The sequence below is a fragment of the Variimorphobacter saccharofermentans genome (assembly GCF_014174405.1).
GTDB classification, from domain to species: Bacteria; Bacillota; Clostridia; order Lachnospirales; family Lachnospiraceae; genus Mobilitalea; species Mobilitalea saccharofermentans.
This window is the reverse complement of the sequence record NZ_JACEGA010000001.1, coordinates 595448-612012: the sequence shown is the minus strand read 5'-3', so window position 1 is coordinate 612012 and position 16565 is coordinate 595448. Positions and strand designations below refer to the sequence as shown.

16 protein-coding genes and 1 pseudogene are annotated in these 16565 nt (G+C 41.9%); 1 reads left to right on the top strand and 16 read right to left on the bottom strand.

Annotation, left to right across the window (positions count from 1 at the left end):
* Nucleotides 1–81: 81 nt before the first annotated feature.
* The 13 genes from H0486_RS02780 to H0486_RS02720 form a co-directional block, all read right to left on the bottom strand.
* On the bottom strand, nucleotides 82–864 hold the full coding sequence (locus tag H0486_RS02780) for a hypothetical protein (protein WP_228351553.1): 783 nt from the start codon (nucleotides 862–864) through the stop codon (nucleotides 82–84).
* A gap of 192 nt (nucleotides 865–1056) precedes the next feature.
* Complete coding sequence (locus tag H0486_RS02775) at nucleotides 1057–2946, bottom strand: hypothetical protein (protein WP_228351552.1); 1890 nt, start codon at nucleotides 2944–2946, stop codon at nucleotides 1057–1059.
* A gap of 92 nt (nucleotides 2947–3038) precedes the next feature.
* Nucleotides 3039–4100, bottom strand: coding sequence for a YgdI/YgdR family lipoprotein (locus tag H0486_RS02770; protein WP_228351551.1), 1062 nt, complete (start codon nucleotides 4098–4100; stop codon nucleotides 3039–3041).
* A gap of 24 nt (nucleotides 4101–4124) precedes the next feature.
* Complete coding sequence (locus H0486_RS02765; RefSeq protein ID WP_228351550.1) at nucleotides 4125–4913, bottom strand: hypothetical protein; 789 nt, start codon at nucleotides 4911–4913, stop codon at nucleotides 4125–4127.
* Nucleotides 4914–4960: 47 nt separating this feature from the next.
* Nucleotides 4961–5113, bottom strand: coding sequence for a hypothetical protein (locus H0486_RS02760; RefSeq protein WP_228351549.1), 153 nt, complete (start codon nucleotides 5111–5113; stop codon nucleotides 4961–4963).
* A gap of 74 nt (nucleotides 5114–5187) precedes the next feature.
* Nucleotides 5188–5826, bottom strand: a complete 639-nt coding sequence (locus tag H0486_RS02755) for an LptM family lipoprotein (protein ID WP_228351548.1) — start codon at nucleotides 5824–5826, stop codon at nucleotides 5188–5190.
* An 82-nt stretch (nucleotides 5827–5908) separates the two neighbouring features.
* Complete coding sequence (locus H0486_RS02750; protein ID WP_228351547.1) at nucleotides 5909–6166, bottom strand: hypothetical protein; 258 nt, start codon at nucleotides 6164–6166, stop codon at nucleotides 5909–5911.
* An 11-nt stretch (nucleotides 6167–6177) separates the two neighbouring features.
* The gene (locus H0486_RS02745; protein ID WP_228351546.1) at nucleotides 6178–6801 is read right to left on the bottom strand and encodes a hypothetical protein; all 624 of its coding nucleotides are present in this window, start codon (nucleotides 6799–6801) and stop codon (nucleotides 6178–6180) included.
* A 192-nt stretch (nucleotides 6802–6993) separates the two neighbouring features.
* Nucleotides 6994–8685 (bottom strand): sensor histidine kinase, encoded by a 1692-nt coding sequence (locus H0486_RS02740; protein ID WP_228351545.1) that lies wholly within the window; start codon nucleotides 8683–8685, stop codon nucleotides 6994–6996.
* Nucleotides 8682–9413 carry a response regulator transcription factor gene (locus tag H0486_RS02735; protein ID WP_228351544.1) on the bottom strand — a complete coding sequence of 244 codons (732 nt, stop codon included), beginning with the start codon at nucleotides 9411–9413 and terminating at the stop codon, nucleotides 8682–8684. The genes H0486_RS02740 and H0486_RS02735 overlap by 4 nt, the downstream gene beginning before the upstream one ends.
* A 136-nt stretch (nucleotides 9414–9549) precedes the next feature.
* Nucleotides 9550–11139 carry an extracellular solute-binding protein gene (locus H0486_RS02730; protein ID WP_228351543.1) on the bottom strand — a complete coding sequence of 530 codons (1590 nt, stop codon included), beginning with the start codon at nucleotides 11137–11139 and terminating at the stop codon, nucleotides 9550–9552.
* Nucleotides 11140–11173: 34 nt separating this feature from the next.
* On the bottom strand, nucleotides 11174–11758 hold the full coding sequence (locus tag H0486_RS02725) for a type IV toxin-antitoxin system AbiEi family antitoxin domain-containing protein (protein WP_228354344.1): 585 nt from the start codon (nucleotides 11756–11758) through the stop codon (nucleotides 11174–11176).
* 325 nt (nucleotides 11759–12083) lie between these two features.
* Nucleotides 12084–12704, bottom strand: coding sequence for an HsdR family type I site-specific deoxyribonuclease (locus H0486_RS02720; protein WP_228351542.1), 621 nt, complete (start codon nucleotides 12702–12704; stop codon nucleotides 12084–12086).
* Between the two features lie 85 nt (nucleotides 12705–12789).
* On the opposite strand from H0486_RS02720, the pseudogene tnpC reads away from it, so the two are divergent.
* Nucleotides 12790–13566, top strand: a pseudogene (tnpC, locus tag H0486_RS02715) (IS66 family transposase); the annotation flags it as partial.
* Nucleotides 13567–14161: 595 nt separating this feature from the next.
* Here the strand turns inward: tnpC and H0486_RS02710 are convergent.
* The 3 genes from H0486_RS02710 to H0486_RS02700 form a co-directional block, all read right to left on the bottom strand.
* The gene (locus H0486_RS02710; RefSeq protein WP_330594416.1) at nucleotides 14162–15394 is read right to left on the bottom strand and encodes a tyrosine-type recombinase/integrase; all 1233 of its coding nucleotides are present in this window, start codon (nucleotides 15392–15394) and stop codon (nucleotides 14162–14164) included.
* A gap of 178 nt (nucleotides 15395–15572) precedes the next feature.
* On the bottom strand, nucleotides 15573–15794 hold the full coding sequence (locus H0486_RS02705) for a DUF6462 family protein (RefSeq protein ID WP_127067667.1): 222 nt from the start codon (nucleotides 15792–15794) through the stop codon (nucleotides 15573–15575).
* A 12-nt stretch (nucleotides 15795–15806) separates the two neighbouring features.
* On the bottom strand, nucleotides 15807–16367 hold the full coding sequence (locus H0486_RS02700) for a hypothetical protein (protein ID WP_228351540.1): 561 nt from the start codon (nucleotides 16365–16367) through the stop codon (nucleotides 15807–15809).
* Nucleotides 16368–16565: the final 198 nt, after the last annotated feature.

The following is a 16565-nucleotide window of genomic DNA, read 5'->3' as shown; positions in this document are numbered from 1 at the left end:
TATGGGCATCAAAGCCATTTCAATCCTATTGTATACTAACATTGATCCCAGGTTATTCCTGCTCTGCTTTCCATACTTCCGTTACCTCATCCACCTATAGTAATGTATCACATAAGTCTCATTCTGTTTGGTATACTTATCATAATAAACGACGCGTATATACGTCGGGCAATTAATGCCTGTATTAAAGTATCTATGGCCAAATTCCTGACCTTCATTTTCATAAGTATAATCATTGGCGTAATAGTAGGATTGGGTTCCAAAAGTCACGGAGCTTCCATTCTTAAATGTCTTATAGACGATCTCGCTTCTGGTTTGACCTTCATTCTCAATAATTTCGTAAACACCGTATTCCAGCTTCTGAATTTTATTCCCTGAACTTAACGATACCTTCACTTTAGCGCTCTTTTCAGACAGCCAATTATCTTCTTGCAGCTTTCCGTTCATTGTGACACTCTTTACCGGACTTGGATATTTATAGACCAGCACTTTCTTTGTTGATACCTTCTTATTATTCTCATCAAGGATATCAAAGCTGACCGTATAGGTTCCATCCTTCTCCCCATAGAGCCCGATGGTATACTGATTTGTAATCGAAGAGCCTCCTTCAAGCCGTTCATAACTATATTCCGATCCCGTCAGCATTGCAAATAAATCCTTGCTGCTAGTCTTGATATTTCCTATGGACTGTTTTTCATCGGCCAGTTCAATCTCGATGGCTCCTTCATCAGATACATAAGACATCCTTACTTTCGAAGGGAAGTTATCCTTTTTTGCCGCACTCACTCCCGCAGGCAAAACTCCTGCTGCAATTACAGCTGCCACCAGACAGCTTATTACCATTTTTTTTAATATCCTTTTCATTTTCTTTTTCCCCTTTCTTTATTGGACAGTATCAGGATTGACACTGCATTATCATTTCAAAACCCCTTGTTGCAAGGGTTAGAAAGCATTTTAAATCGGTTCTTTTCACTGCCATACCGTCAGTCGGCTTGTCGGTTATGCCCACCATGCTGGTTGGGCATTCTAATGTATCACCATATGAATAAAATAGATCTATTTTGACCTTGAAAAGAAATGGGTATTGCGCTCATCCTGAGCAGCCCATTCCTGAGCCATTTCCTTGGCAGACGGCCCAGTTTCGTTGTTATAGCTTTTGTTGTGGAAATAATAGACATAATCCACATTGACATAGGTATTTACCGTGAAAGCTTCTTTAGAGAACACCTCGGTTTCACCGGAGTTGATTCCAATTTCCCCACCGGCATCATATCTGCGCAAAGTATCTACCAGCTTTCCTGCTTCATCATAGCAGTAAAGAACGACCTCCGCCTTATCCACGGGATAGTATTCAATCTCCCAATCCTCCGTAACCGGGGTAAAGTACAGATCATCGCCCGGAAGCCTTTCGATTCCCGAAGCATAAATTCCGTCCTTCTCCACATCTCCAAAAGATGGATTCTGTGCCGCTTCCTTTTCAGCAAGCTGTTCATCTGTCAAATCAGGAAGGGGCAGCGCGATATAATTATTCTGCTTGGTAAACACCTTTTCCGTTACCGGAATGCCTCCCGCCTCTGCCAAAATGAGTGGCATTCCCCATGATTCGCCTTCTGCCTGAAGCTGGCTGTATACCTCCTCCTTGCTCATTCCGGCAAAGGTCAGGTATGCAAAATCCGTTCTTTGGCAGTAAACAAGGCTTCTGTCCTCATAAACCCGCTTATTCGCCGGAAGCCCCAGAGCATAGGTAAACGCAATGTTCGGGTAACATTCATATACGGTATAGGCGGAGCAGGCTTTCCCTTCCTCAAAGGCAACCACCCATTGAATACGCTTCGTTTGTTTGCCGTCATCTCCATAGGTATATGTCATTTTATCTGCATAGTGATTTTCAAAAACAAGAGCGTTCTCCCACACGCCGGTTTTGATAGACTGGTTATACAAATCAAGCTGTTCCTGCGTAAAAGATGGTTTGGAGAATGCCAGCGCACGACCATCCACCGCCATAGAGTGGGCATAATCACCCGCATGACCGTAGCTGCTGTTCATAAATTTTCTTGTAAGCTCCTGCTTTGTCTGCTTGAGGCAGTTTTCCTCATCTTGATAGGTGAAACCGTTACCCTTACTGATGAATATCCAGTTTTCTTCGTCCAGCAATTCAAAACCATTTCTTTTTGCAGCTTCGTATTCCTCTTTGTTTTCCTTTGGAATCTTGACCAAAACCGTTCTTTGAAGGGTAGAGCCGTCCGAAGCAAACTCCACCACAATGGCATGGATCGGGGTTTCAATGCTTTCCGGGGAACGAAGCAGCCACTCCTGTATGTAATAATCCTCTGATTCCGGTGTGTAATACTTGAGCAGCTCAAAATCCGTCAGTGCATAGGTGGATTCAAAGGAAACCTCTGCGATCTCCGGCTTAGAAAACAGCGCATATTTGTAGCCCATAATATCGTAGTTGAACAGACGTTCCTTGTCGCTGATAAAATATTGCCTGTCTATATTTTCCGCTTCCAGGAAATGCTGCTCTTTTGTATAGCTTGGATATTGAAATTCAATGGAATTTCCTTTTTCATCAACAGCCCCGTCTTTCACAGGAATACGCTCCGTGATCCTGCTGATATTTCCGCTTGCATCAAACTCATACAGCATGGCGGATAAATTCATGCATCCTGTATTAATTTTGCCATCATCGCTGGTCACATAATAAGCATAATCGTCGCTCTCCGGCGTGAAATACAAATCATCCGCTTCCACACGGATTAAGCCCTCCGGCCAAAGGAAGGCTGCGGGGCCTTCCTCTGCCGACGGCTTGGCTGCATTTTGTTCCCCGGCTGTTTCGGAAGGGGGCTGTTCAGAAACCGGCATCTTCTCCGTGCAGCCGCTTAACATACTGATGAGCAGGGCGAATACGATCAGCAGTTTCCATTTTTTTCGTTTTGCATATTTCATAGTCCATTCACCTCATTTTTTGTGTTTCTACGAAATGCCTCCTCCTGACAAACCGTCTTTCTCCCATTTATTTTACAGTTGTATTATGCGAATTAATCGCGGGACAAATCGGCGCTAGCCACACCTTTCCCACTGATTGAAATTACAGAATAGTCCTCCGGGAAAAACATTTGCAAAGTGTATTCACCAGCCTGCACAGTCATTCCTGATGTTATTTCATCCGGTAATTTGCCGGTGACGGTGGCTTCATTAGAATTTGAATTTACCGTATAGGTAAACGAACCGTCTGCTGTGACGCTTAGGGTGGCATGGCCCGGGTGCGTGTAATTCCCCTCCAGTGCCGAAGATTTTGCCTCTGTTGGTTCTGTGGAATCACCTTCTTTACTTCGCTCAAAGGCGTAAGGCTTGTTGTCGATATAAACTTCGATTGTATCAACCGCTCCGTCCGAACGACCAAAGTACAGTACGATCTCGCTGCCGTCAACCGTGAACGCAAGTTCGCCGATTCCGTTGTTGTCCTTGATTTCGCTTTCAGAATACGACGTTGTATAACTTTTGCCATCTGCGGTAAATTCTATGGTATTTTTAGTGATTATCATGTTTCCACTTCTCCCGCCATATGTACCCACATATTTATTTGCAGGTGCTTCTGTTGCAGGATTGGCATCAGAATTGCTTGGAGAAACTCCTTGAGCAGACCTTATTACAACCGGATAGTCCTCCAGTACTGACTGATCCTCGGGATGTAGAAAATTTGCGGATATACTATCGCTGTTCATAATGAACATGACATCACTGTCATTGAATTTCACATAGTTATCCATGGTTACCCGTAGAATAGACAGGCTCTCTCCGCCATAGGAAACGCCGTTTTCATCAATGACGATTTCATTGGGATCTTTTGCTTGGTTATCGTTTCCATCAAATCGATAGGTACCATAGAAGGGTGCGAGCAAAGCGGCAAAATCCTGTGCTTCGGTAATTTCGATTTCCTCGTCGGCTTCCTCTTTCATATCTGCAGTTTGATCTGATGTGTATGCTCCGGTTTCTTCTGCAACTTGCGGATCACTGCTTTGAACCTCATTCTTACCGCAGGCTGCAAGGGAGAAAGCCATTACTCCTGCCATTAATATTGTGAAAAGCTTTTTGTTCATGTATATTTCCTCCATTTACTATTTTTATTCTGATTGTTCATATTCGGCCAGATCGTTCTCCAGCAGAACACTTACTTCGCTAAATTCCTTTTGGGTAATTTTTGACCAGAAGTTGACACCCCACTCAGCGCCTGCCTCCACTTTTTCTTTTTCTTTATAAGCGGCTGTATTTGTGCTTTGGTCAAAATCTGTAATGTTCATCAGATAATAATAAATATCCTGCGCTGTTTTTTCATAGCGCTCAAAATAGTCCTCAGACTCACTGTGATAAACAATGTTGTCGGCTTCTAAAATATAATAAGTTCCGGGTTTAAAATCAGCAGAATCTGAGACAATTTTCTCCTTTTCTATATATTGTGTGTTTTCTAAAAATTGCTCCTTATTCCGATACTTTGTAGCCGTTAGTATCTGAACGCAATCTCCTTCTTCATTATAAGAAGTCACTCTTTTTTCACTTTCATAATATAATGACTGCATATAGGAATAGCCTGCGTAATAATTATCCGTTGCAGGCACAAAGCATTGCTCGTCAGCGGGAAATTTTTCAAAATCCTCCAGCGAATACATGCTTTGCGATTGCCATAGTGACAGCAGTGTATCTTTAATGATTTCTTTTTCCTTGTCACTCAACACCTGACTATCATCGTCCTCCAACGCTTGACTTTGTATATCTTCGTCACCCTCTGCCTCCTGACTCATGTTGACGGCGGTCTCCTGCGATTGTTCCTGTGATGAGATACTGCCTTCACCGCAAGCGGTGATAAATAAAGCCATACTCCCTGCTAATAAAAATGGCAAAAACCTCTGTTTCATACTTATAATCCTCCTGATTCGTAATTATTGTTCTGCGGCACCCAATTTTATTGCATTGGTATGACATCATTAAAATACAATGTTCCCTCACCATAAGCTACTTGAAAAGCGGCTGCATTCTCTCCCTGAATATTGTCGTGAATAGTAGCACTCTTGTAATTTATAAAATAATCAGGGAAAGTCGCTCCAGAAATATTCATAGCAACACCTATTGGGATCTGTACATTAATTCTCCTACTTTTATTTTTGTATATTTATATTCCTTGCATTCCTCTTACTTTCGAACATCCCTTTCGGGGTGTATCCCATAATACCAGTCCCAATTAGCCTCTTCTATATCTCTATCCGTTCTGGTCATGTTGAATTCATGCATAATCTGATTACCATCTATCCATTCATCCTTATGATAGTGTAAAAGCAATTCGTCCGTAGCCAAATCAAGCTCCAAGCGATATTCACACGAAATATCCTGAGTAGGGTCTGCTTGCTGAGGACAAAACGTTTCATTAAGAACAATTATGTTCTCATCTGTCACTTCTATGGAACAACCCTCGTACTCCGTGGTAAACTTTATCCAACCCAAATCGTCCACTTCTTCGGCCTCGGTGCTGATATAGGGATATAAATAAATGATGTCTAAAGGAAATCCAGTTTCCCAATCCGGTACCCGACTGGCACGAACAGCAAGAATGCACCCTTCCGGCGACTCCCATATTCCAACCAGTTTTTGTTGTTCCTCCGTTAAATCATAAATTTCGATACTATTCTGACTGGCACCATCATCTTTTTTGACAACGTTTTCTACCAGCTGTTTAAAAACATTATCTGCAGTATCTGAAATATCCTTTCTTCCGCAAGCAGTAAGTGCTAATATAAGTGCTGATAGTACCAAAATACTGATCCTCTTTTTCATTCCTTCTTCCTCCATTAATAACTTTCCATCCTGAAGAATATCGTAATTTCAACCCTAAAATACTTATGTATGAAAGCATTCCTTATTTATCGCCTTTCTTCAAATCTGTATTCTCCAAAAGCCATCCTGTTATTTCATACATATGCAGTTTTTCCTGTATGGCATTGCGTTCCTCCTCCGGAAGAAGCATATTACTGCCTATTGCCATGAGAAACACAAAAGCTGCCGTGACGATACAAAGCACTACTCCCGGAATAACTGTCAAAAGGTTTCCGTATGCTTTCCGCTTTATAACAGTTTCTTCCATATTATCCATCTGTGGATACTCTCTTACATCCATTCTTATCCTCCTCAGCTTTCCTTTTCCGAACGCAAAAACCTTCCATCTGCATCAAAATATTTTGTAACGACAATTTGAGGGGAAAAAATATCTTTTGCCCCGATTCCAAATATCATCAATGCAAATGTAATAAGCGCAAGCGTATAAATTGCCGGGGCGAACAGGATAAAATATACCGCAGTCAATAAAGAAAGATAAATCTGCTGGAGCACGATAAATACTGCTCTCGCTTTTGCTTTTCCTATGTCATATACAATAACTGCTGCTCCAATTCCGCCTGTAATAAAGAAACACCATGACGGCAGCTTTAGATAAGGCACCAGCACAATACCAAGAACACTTACCATAGAACCCCACTTAAGAGGACCTGTAAAAATTTTCATCTCATGATTATGCCATGCTCTCTGAATCAGCAAATCCACCTGCTGTCTGGTGTAAGCTCGCATACCAATCAGCGCGGCGATGTAAATACCAATCCACACCATAATAATCAGCAGATTATGCCACCATGCATGAATCCCCCTGACAACTAAAATTTCCGGCAATATCTTAGCCATGCCAAGGTAAAGCAAATAGACGGGAAACACTCCCAGTTCTGTTACAAACACAATTAATGTTGATAATCTGGATAACATGAATACCTCTCTATCCTTTCTCATTGATTGTAAGCAACAATAAAAAATGTTGCTATCTGTGAAACGCACATACATTTATTTTAACTTTCATGGTTTTCTTTGGGTATAGAGCATAGTAACATTTTTATGGAGAATCTAGACAAAACAAAAAGAGACAGCGTGAGCCGTCTCAGTGAGAGAATATAGATGTTATTACTTATCGTGTATCAGTGGAAGTGATACCGTTACGGTTGTGCCCTTCCCCCAATCACTTTGAATAGTGACAGAATACATTCCACCGAATCGCAGACGTATCCTCCTTTGTATATTGGAAAGAGCTACCCCCCTTAGTCCCGGAGGCGGAAAATCATTCATTTCCGTTTCTGAAAGACTTTCCCTGATGGTTTTTAACTTTGCGGGCGGTATTCCAGCCCCATTATCGGAAAATTCAAAGTAGATACCATTCTCTTGTATGGTTCCTTTTATCACCAGCCGTGCATCCTGTTCCTTACCTTGAAGTCCATGGTGCAAGGCATTCTCCACGATAGGCTGTAAAATCATGCCTGGCATCAGACAAGCCTCCAGATCATAATCAAGGTCATATTCTACGGAAAATTTATTTTCAAACTTGATATTCATAATACTGATATATTTTCTAAGCACTTCAAAATCCGCAAACACATTGACAAGGTCATCTCCTGTATGCTTATGACCTAAAATGACAGCAAGCCCCTCAGCCATTTCTGCCGCCTTATCATTTTCGTTAATATTGGAAAGACGTTTGATATTATTCAAGGTATTGACAACAAAATGCGCATCCATCTGGGATGTAAGAAGGTTCATGCGCATTTTCTGTTTTAGTAATTCGGCATCAAACAGCTTCTGCTGACCAGATATCATCTCCGTGTTATAACGGTCCGTCCGGTCAAGCATATTGTTTATATCGGATACAAGCGTATCAAAATCCTTAATTCCAGTTTCTGGCAGCCGCTCCTGCACTCCTCCTCCAATCTTTCGGACATGAGAAATAATATTCGCCATGGGAAGAACAAGGTAGCTGGACAGATAACGGTATAATACTGCAATTACAGCAAGCAGCAGACATAGCACGGTCAAAAACAACGCAAGAAGTACACCACTTTCGGGGAACAGTGCCGTTCCCTGAATGGCAGCCGCTACGGTCAATGGTGCTCCGGCAACAGCGGAACTTGAAACCGCACTATACCGGCTGGAAAGCTCGTCTGCCTCCTCTCCCTCCAGCGCCGGATTGCTGGACAGAATCACTTTTCCGTCTAATATTACTGCCATGTCGATACCTGGATGGTCGTGACTGAGCATTCTACGGGTCTTTTCAAGTCTGGTGAGCATGACGACATTTCCAATACGAGAGGGCAGTTGTCCCGATGTTTCAAAGACAGGGGCGTTGTAGCAGAAGAACATCGTATTGTCAGCTTCCACTACGGTGTAAACTGCCCCTGCACCTTGAAATGCTTTGTATAATTCTTCACAGGAAGCATTACTTAAATCTCCCGAAAACCGGTAGAAATCCCCCTGTGCATTGATGACAATCACACTGTCTGTTGATGTGATGGGAAATGCAGCCTTCTGTATAATTTCGGATACGATCTCCGCCTTTTCATAATATTTGGTTACATCACGCTCCTCCAAAAATTCCTGCACATAAGAGGAACCGGAGATGGCGGATGAAATTGTTTTCATTTGAGTAAATTCTGCACTCATCTGATCCGTAAGATTTTCTGCTGCCAATAATGTATTTTCACCGGCAATCCGGAGGGAGGCGCGGTAGACTGTACTATAACAGCCAAGCCATAAAAAAAGAATGGCGGCTGTATAGATAATAAGTGCAAGTAAAAAACGTTTACGAAGCGGAGACCTGTTCTTCATCGGCAGCTCTCCTCCCTAAAGGTCGTAGGAGTGCAGGAATAATATTCTCTGAATACGCGGCAGAAATAAAAATAATCCGGGAAACCACAAAGTGCAGAGATTTCCTTAATATCCTTCCTTGTTGTTTTCAACAGCTTCGCGGATTCCTCCATCCTCAGTTTGGTTAGATAGGCTACAAAGGTTGTTCCAAGATGATTGGCAAACAAACGGCTGATTTGTTTTGGGTGTATTCCAAGTGCTTCGCTTGTGGATTCAAGGGTATGCTTCAGCGTCAGGCTCTCCTTCAAATACGCAGTCAGCCTGTTAAGTTCAGGAGAGGAGGTTTTTTCTTCCATGTCATGCAATGGCCTTTTCCCTGCAATTTTACCTGCCAGTTTGTTTAAGACACTACGCAGCTCATACTCCTGTATGGGCTTTGTCAGATAGTCAAAGCCATCCATCTTCAAAAAACTCCTAAGCGCCTGAAATTCCTCATAAGCACTGATGATAACAAATTCGCATGCGGCGCCGTCTTTTCGAAGTTCCTCCATGAGTTCAACACCAGAGCATCCCGGCATTTTCAGGTCGCTAAATACCACATCCGGACCCAGCTTTTTAATTTCTTTTTTTGCACTTACGGGATTTACAGAATAACCAGCAGCCCAAAAACCACATTCCAAAAAGGCAGGATGATTGATAAGCTCTTCTAAAACAAACGGTTCGTCATCAACAAAGTATGCTCTATACATATTATCACCCTCCTTCTTATATAAAATATTCCTGTTTCTTATTTCCTGTTTTTCATTATAGAGTCCCAGCAGCAAATTGGGTATGAATTATAGTAACAAGTTTATGGAGAATCGGGACAGCTACGGGTTTCATCACTTACTTGCTTTGTCTGTCATATGCCGTCTGCGCAGTTTCTAAAAATTTTACAAGCCCCAAATCCTCAAACTCCTGCAGATATTTCTGCCACTCCCCATCATCAAGAATATCCCTTTCACCAGTAATAAATTCTGCTGCCGTCTGTTTGACATGCTCTTCCATATCGGTTCGGATTTTCTGTATCTTCGCATCCTCCTCCGGGGTATAGACTAATGCACCAATCAGCTCCTCCGGCTCATAATCCTTATACAGCAGGGCCGCCTGTGCATTGATATATTCTCCATCGGTCGTGCTGCCATCCCAGGTTACACCGCCCGAAAACTTTGGACGTGAAACATAGGGTACAATCTGCCCTAAATGCTTATTCTGAGGAACATTCCATAATTGATTGATAATTCGTATTGTGGCCTGGGTTCCGTAAATACTTATCTCGCCTTCCTCCGCAAAATCCCAGTCCACCCCTTTCTCTCCATACCGTCCCATCAGACAGGCTTCTTCAGAGAGCATCAGGTCAAACAGCTTAAATACTTCCTCTGGGTACTGGCAGGCTGATGTAATTACTCCATTGGGTTTAGCCGGAGGTACAAAGACAGTGGACAACTGCACACCGTCCGGTCCCGCAACCGGGCCGATTCCGATATAGCGTTCCATCAGCGAAGGGGAGTTCTGCTGAACGGTATAGGTAATACCGGGAGTGACAAACGCACCGAGTATGTCACGGCGGTCATTTGCCATCTGCTTGAATTGCTGTACATCCTGTGTAAAACTCAGTGGAGAATACAGACCCTCATCATATAGTCCTTGCATATAAATTAATGCCTCCCGCCATTCATCCCTGATTGGTGCAAATCCTATGGTTCCGTTTTCAAGCAGAAGACGGGAATTATTTGTGTCGTTGTAGATAAAGGCATTGAACAGCCAGTCATATGCCTGCCTGCCATATAATTCATCTGTTCCCGCAAGAGGTATTTTGTCCGGATATTCTTGCTTGAAGGCGCGAAGCATATTGCAAAATTCATCGGTGGTTGACGGAGCTTCTAAATCAAGAGCTTCAAGCCACCCCTTGTTAACCCACATCACCTGCCTGTGCCGTGTGATGTAGGAGGAAGAAAACCCAGGCATAAAATAGATATGTCCATCTGCGGAGGTCATAAGCTCTCGGATATCATATTCAGGCAACTCGGCAAATAGCTTTTTTGTGTTGATTCCATATTCTTCTATCAGTTCATCAAGTGGGGCAATGCTCCCCTGTTCACCATATTTCTGTATAGCGGGATTTTCAAAAATTTCATAGCTTCCAAAACCAACATAGGCATCAGGCAGGTTTTCACCACTGGCCAGAGCCAGTTTAACGTTCTGCTCCGCATCCTTTGTGGGAAGCCATGTTATTTCAATGTTCAGTCCGCTCTGCTCCTCAAGCCACAGTTTATACAAATTGTTGTCGAAATCTTCTATGTAGGCACTTTGAGGTGCTGCTAAATGCACCGTAATCCGGTCGGCAAGCGGCTGGTCCTTACCGCAAGCGGCAAGAGATAACATTGTTATAGTCATAAATAAAATAAGGAGGGCTGCTTTCATCGTTGGTTTCATTCGTTTACTCCTTCTAAACTTAATTTCTTTTTATTCATGTAAGTACCTCCAAATATTTCATTAACTGCTTTTTAATGTGAAAAGCCTCCGAATAATTCTGCAGCTTATTCCAATCTTGATTTTTTCGGGCCGCATATTTTTTCATTGCTGCCACAAATATCTGGCTGTCCATTCGGCTGCGGCTGCGTAAGATATCGCAGACTGTCCGTTCTGCATCATAGGTCGTTACTTCATTTCCCATCTTTGTCATAACGATACACCGTCCCAAATGATACAATTCAGGTTTCACATAATACATTTTACAACGATCAGACAAAGAGGTGGATACTTTGCCGCTGCTGGGAATTGTCAAAGAATAACGGAGTGGCATTTGTTCCACCATTCCATGTAAAAATAATGCTGTTTCATGAGAAAAAATAATTTTATCAGAGCGTTGCTGCAATAGGTATAATTCATCCGGCATCTCATAAGGGCGAATGTATTGCCCCTGTGCGACACGTTCTAACATACCCTTTTTAACGAGCTGGCTGAGTGTGGTTCGCGAAAGACCTGCATTGACCGCATCCTTAGTACGTATCATTCCGTTGTTCTCTTTTAATAGCGCTTCAATGGTTTTCATTATTTTCACAGACCTTTTTCTCCTTACATCAATACCGATATTATACTTTGTTTCGTAATAGATGTAAATATTGGTTTATGACTTTTCTATTCTCTTTGGAATTCTACAAACGCACTTACGGATACTGCCTCCTCCTTCTGTCTTGAAGAATACCGTAAAAATCACCAAAGGAAAATGCTGTTTTTGTTACATATAAAACCACTATTATAAAAAGTCTTATACACAAAATACGAGTAGTCATAAAGACAACTTGTGAACCGAGGGTCAGGGTAAACTGAATACGGAAAAAGGAAACGCACAGAACAAGATCCTGTGCGTTTCCTTTTTATGCTTGTTGCTGTGTCGCAATTCTCTCATGAACCAAGGGGAGAATAATTCTATCTATCTCACCGCGGAAGTCGCTATCCTCAATATACTTTGTGCAGAAATCTTGATTTTGTTGAAGTCGAGCAATGACCACATCCATGATATTATTTTCATAGGCTACTTGGAACATATCCATTGGATTCTTTGCACGGAGCTGCATTTCCGGATTTTTAGCCATGTCCTCGACAAACTGCTCAATGACCTTATCCATTTCTGTGAATGTTGTGCCTAAACGTTCATTGAGTTTAGCAATGAGCTCACTAAGGGTAGCCTTCTCTTCTTCCGGCGGCAGCCCAGCACCGTGTCTACCTCCTGGCAAGACTCCAGTTTCATTTTCAAGCTGTATTTTACCTTCAAAAATTTTTTGCAAACGATAGTATTGCAGGGCTACATCATTATCCAAGTTTGGAGTTTTGCTCTTACCTGCCGCAGGAAGTTTGCGGAACAAACACTTTGCAAAAGCACTAAACTTGTGTAGTTCAGAATCATTAAGCTTAATGATATGACAGATAAAGGAATATAAGCGAATAAACTTCCTCAAGGTGACCTTGAATTCTTTCTGCTCAATTTCGTTATCCATTGCACAATATCTGTCTATTGCTGGATCAAGATAAGGGCTAAGCTTTCCAAAATCCAGCTCCGTTTGCTTTGCAGACTCCTTAAAAATCTACCGTACCGGGAAGATGTATCATTCTGAACCCATTGTACTGTATGAATATCAACGGACTCGGAATACAAGCCATCCGAGGGAATTCCTTAAGGATTACAGCGGCACGGTAGTAACGGATGGATATCAGGTGTACCACACACTTGAAAAAGAGCGGGAGGACCTTAAGATTGCAGGTTGTTGGAGCCACGCTCGCCGACACTTTTCAAATGTAACCAAGACACTTGGCAAGGAAAAGTCGAAAGGGACGCTGGCAAATGATGCCTTGAAGCAGATCGCCGCCATCTATAAAATCGAAGGTATGCTGAAAAACCTGACAGCAGAAGAAAGGAAACAACAGCGACAACTGATGGTTAAACCACTTGTCGATGCTTTCTTCGCATGGATTGAAGAACATCAGTCTACAGTACTTCCGAAATCAGAGACCGGAAAAGGATTCACCTACTGCCTTAATCAGGAGAAATACCTAAGAGTATTCCTTGATGATGGTAACGTTCCTGCTGATAATAACGCAGCCGAAGGTGCTATCCGAGGTTTCTGTATAGGTAAAGCGAACTGGCATCTGATAGATACCATTGACGGAGCGAAAGCCAGTGCAATCATCTATAGTATTGCGGAAACTGCAAAGGCAAATCACCTGAAACCTTATAATTATTTCGAGCATCTCTTGACCGAGATTCCGAAACATATGGATGACAAAAGTTTGGACTTTCTTAACAATCTACTTCCATGGTCAGAAGCACTACCAGAATCCTGTAAAAAGCAAAAACAATAGATTCCATGCCGCCAGATGATGGCGGCTTTCCTTATACCTATCGGTACTCATGGTTTACCGTTTACTTAAAATCTGCCATAACGCTGTTCTCCTTTCAAACTAAAATACGATTGATATTGTTCGACTACAACGCAAAAAAGGACACCTTTCAAAAAGTCTATTTTTGAAAAGTGTCCTTTAAGTGCAAAAATCTTAAATTGAATTTTATAAGGATGTTTGAAATTATCACTAACTATTTCAAACTATGGACTGTCAATTTACTGTCAATTAACTGTCCTCTAGTAGTTCGACATGCTTCAAACCCATGATTTTACTGGATTTATTTATCCAGGCTCTTCATCGTCGGGACTCGAACATGTGTTCCCTACGTGTAACTCCACTGAACTTTATAGAGTCCTATGAAAAGTCGTAGAATTCATTTTTTAGAATCCACCGAACTCCGTAGAGACGAATGAATATATAGTCATCCATGTGTCACCATACGAATTTCAAGTGCTTCTATAAATGCTTGTACGATTATGTCCAATCGTATCTAATGGAATCCTTACAACTCATTAGACACGTCGTACACTAAAAATACATCTCTGTATTCCTACTATTTTATTATAATACATCCCTCGAGATTTGTCATCACCTCTTTTTTCTTTTCCTTGGAACACTCTGCATAGATATCCATTGTTGTAGATATATCCGCATGCCCCATAATAGACATGATGACCTTCAAATTAGTTTCATTCTCACAAAGCCTTGTGCAGAAAGTATGACGCAAATGATGTGCAGAAAAATCCGGGAGAAGCAGCGGTTCTCTACCTTCATTCTTTGCATCAGTTTCTTCCTTATCATTATATGCTTTCGTAGCTCTGTGAATTGCATTGTTTACAGCCGAGGCACTATAAACAGTGTGATAAGCTGTGTTAAAGACAAACCCGGAATATCCGTCAATCACTTCTTCGCAAAAACCAAGGCACTTCTGAATCTCATACTCTGTAATAAATGCATCGAACACTTCCTGAATCATCGGGATCGTTCTCGTACCTGCTTCCGTCTTGGGAGTCTCAATGCGTTTCTTGCATACTCCCTTTGAATCAGGTCGATCCGTCAGATTGTGATTCACGCTGATCATGCGATTCTCGAAGTCCAAATCTTCCCAGCGAATGGCAATACACTCTCCAATTCTCATTCCGGTTCCAAGCAACACGGTTATAATAGGAAGCCATCCCTCATATTCCCTGTCAGATTCCAAGAAATTCATAAATGCTTTCTGTTCAGGAATCGTAAGTGCCCTACGCTTGGGTGCATCCCAAAGCTTACTTCTCTTAATCTCTGTCATGGCAGAATCTGAAGGATTATTTACAATCAGACCATCTCTCACCGCAAGCTGCAATGCCAGATGAACAACGGTGTGTACATTCTCCAAAGTATTTGCCTTAATTCCTTCCTTCAATATGGAAAAATAAAACTCTTTCACATCCGAGTATCGAATCTCTGCAATCCTTCTTTTGCCAAATGTAGGTCTGACAAAACGATTGTACATATACATGTAATTGGCCTTGGTGGTTTCCTTCAAATTGTACTTCTGACTGATGTATCGGTCGAAGCAATCATTAAGTGTCAGTTTTTTTGCAGCATATGCATCCAAACCTTGCTCATATTTGAGTTGTACTTCCTTCTCCCTTGCACGAAGCTCCGGGAGAGTTTTGGCATAGATGTAATGACGCACCTTATTCTTATCAGAATATGCGTAGCAGTATCTACCATCCGCCCTCTGTGTCTCACCTGTTCTGAGAACATATCCTTTGCTGTCTTTTCTTCCTTTAATAGCAGCCATATTCATTCCTCCAATCAAAATAAAAAGGAATAGCCGGTTCTACTATTATGAATAAAAGTCTATGGATAACTTTGACTCAAGACCATTATAGTGCCGTCTATTCCGTATTTGCAATCCAAATCTGTCCGTTTTGAAAAATAGTATCTTCTATGGATTAGATAGGATTCCTTTGGATTTTCTATGCTTCACAGAAGTTCTCCAAATATTCATCCACCTTCTCCGTATTTACTAAAATACATCTTTTGACACGATAAACTGCATTTGCTTCCTTTGCTATTTCCTGAAATGTGTGGAGCCCTAATGAGTAAAGCTGCGCTCCCTCTGCATATCTGACAAATTTCTTCTTTCCTGTTCCAACCATATTTTCTAACTGTGCTACTTCTGTTCTTGCTTTTGACATCTCTATATCCTCCTACGCTATTCCTTCTAAAAATCCAACCATCTGAACCTTGATTTTAACTTTTGCTCGCCGTACCTTCTGCGCAGCTGACTCGTACTGTATTCCTTCCTCTTCTGCAATAGCACTGATATCCTTTTCGCCTGAAAGGTATCCTCTGAATATTCTCAATTCGTTTCTTCCCAGAATACACAGCTGCTGATTAAAGAGTTCATAATCTGCCCTCATTCTACGAAGGGTGTAAGCATCCTTCTGATATTTCTCGCTACGGTCAACACCTTCCAATACATCTCCGGAAAAGTCACAGGCAATAATCGCCTCTCGGGTGATGACATTACTGATTGCCGTATCAGCTGTAATATCACTATGAATGCCAGATGACTGCACCCGTACTCCCAGCTCTCCATGACTTTTCTTCCGATTATAGGCTTTTTCGTTTTCAATCATGTAGCGAAGCCCTTCTGTATAACCGTCTACGATTCCAATGAAATTTGAATAATTCTTGCAGATGATATCCACCCTTCCGGCAGCATCTGCCCTTGCGTAAATCTCAATAATACTTGCCTTTGCCACCATCGAATCCTCCTTAACTGAATTTGACGTAAGCATCAGCGAAACCGGTTTTGCTCTTCCTTACAGATAACATTCTACGGCGTTCTATGGATTTCGTCGTTCCCCAAAGAATAGACTTGTTGTATCGTGGGAATAGACTTTGGGAAATAAAAAAAGCCGGTAAACTATAAAGCTACCGACTAATCTTTACCACTGTTCACT

Coding starts and splice junctions, on each gene's coding strand:
- H0486_RS02700 (WP_228351540.1), bottom strand. CDS start 16,367: ATGGTGGCAAAGGCAAGTATTATTGAGATTTACGCAAGGGCAGATGCT.
- H0486_RS02780 (WP_228351553.1), bottom strand. CDS start 864: ATGAAAAGGATATTAAAAAAAATGGTAATAAGCTGTCTGGTGGCAGCT.
- H0486_RS02735 (WP_228351544.1), bottom strand. CDS start 9,413: ATGTATAGAGCATACTTTGTTGATGACGAACCGTTTGTTTTAGAAGAG.
- H0486_RS02750 (WP_228351547.1), bottom strand. CDS start 6,166: ATGGATGTAAGAGAGTATCCACAGATGGATAATATGGAAGAAACTGTT.
- H0486_RS02775 (WP_228351552.1), bottom strand. CDS start 2,946: ATGAAATATGCAAAACGAAAAAAATGGAAACTGCTGATCGTATTCGCC.
- H0486_RS02740 (WP_228351545.1), bottom strand. CDS start 8,685: ATGAAGAACAGGTCTCCGCTTCGTAAACGTTTTTTACTTGCACTTATT.
- H0486_RS02765 (WP_228351550.1), bottom strand. CDS start 4,913: ATGAAACAGAGGTTTTTGCCATTTTTATTAGCAGGGAGTATGGCTTTA.
- H0486_RS02720 (WP_228351542.1), bottom strand. CDS start 12,704: ATGGATAACGAAATTGAGCAGAAAGAATTCAAGGTCACCTTGAGGAAG.
- H0486_RS02755 (WP_228351548.1), bottom strand. CDS start 5,826: ATGAAAAAGAGGATCAGTATTTTGGTACTATCAGCACTTATATTAGCA.
- H0486_RS02730 (WP_228351543.1), bottom strand. CDS start 11,139: ATGAAACCAACGATGAAAGCAGCCCTCCTTATTTTATTTATGACTATA.
- H0486_RS02760 (WP_228351549.1), bottom strand. CDS start 5,113: ATGAATATTTCTGGAGCGACTTTCCCTGATTATTTTATAAATTACAAG.
- H0486_RS02710 (WP_330594416.1), bottom strand. CDS start 15,394: ATGGCTGCTATTAAAGGAAGAAAAGACAGCAAAGGATATGTTCTCAGA.
- H0486_RS02705 (WP_127067667.1), bottom strand. CDS start 15,794: ATGTCAAAAGCAAGAACAGAAGTAGCACAGTTAGAAAATATGGTTGGA.
- H0486_RS02745 (WP_228351546.1), bottom strand. CDS start 6,801: ATGTTATCCAGATTATCAACATTAATTGTGTTTGTAACAGAACTGGGA.
- H0486_RS02725 (WP_228354344.1), bottom strand. CDS start 11,758: ATGAAAACCATTGAAGCGCTATTAAAAGAGAACAACGGAATGATACGT.
- H0486_RS02770 (WP_228351551.1), bottom strand. CDS start 4,100: ATGAACAAAAAGCTTTTCACAATATTAATGGCAGGAGTAATGGCTTTC.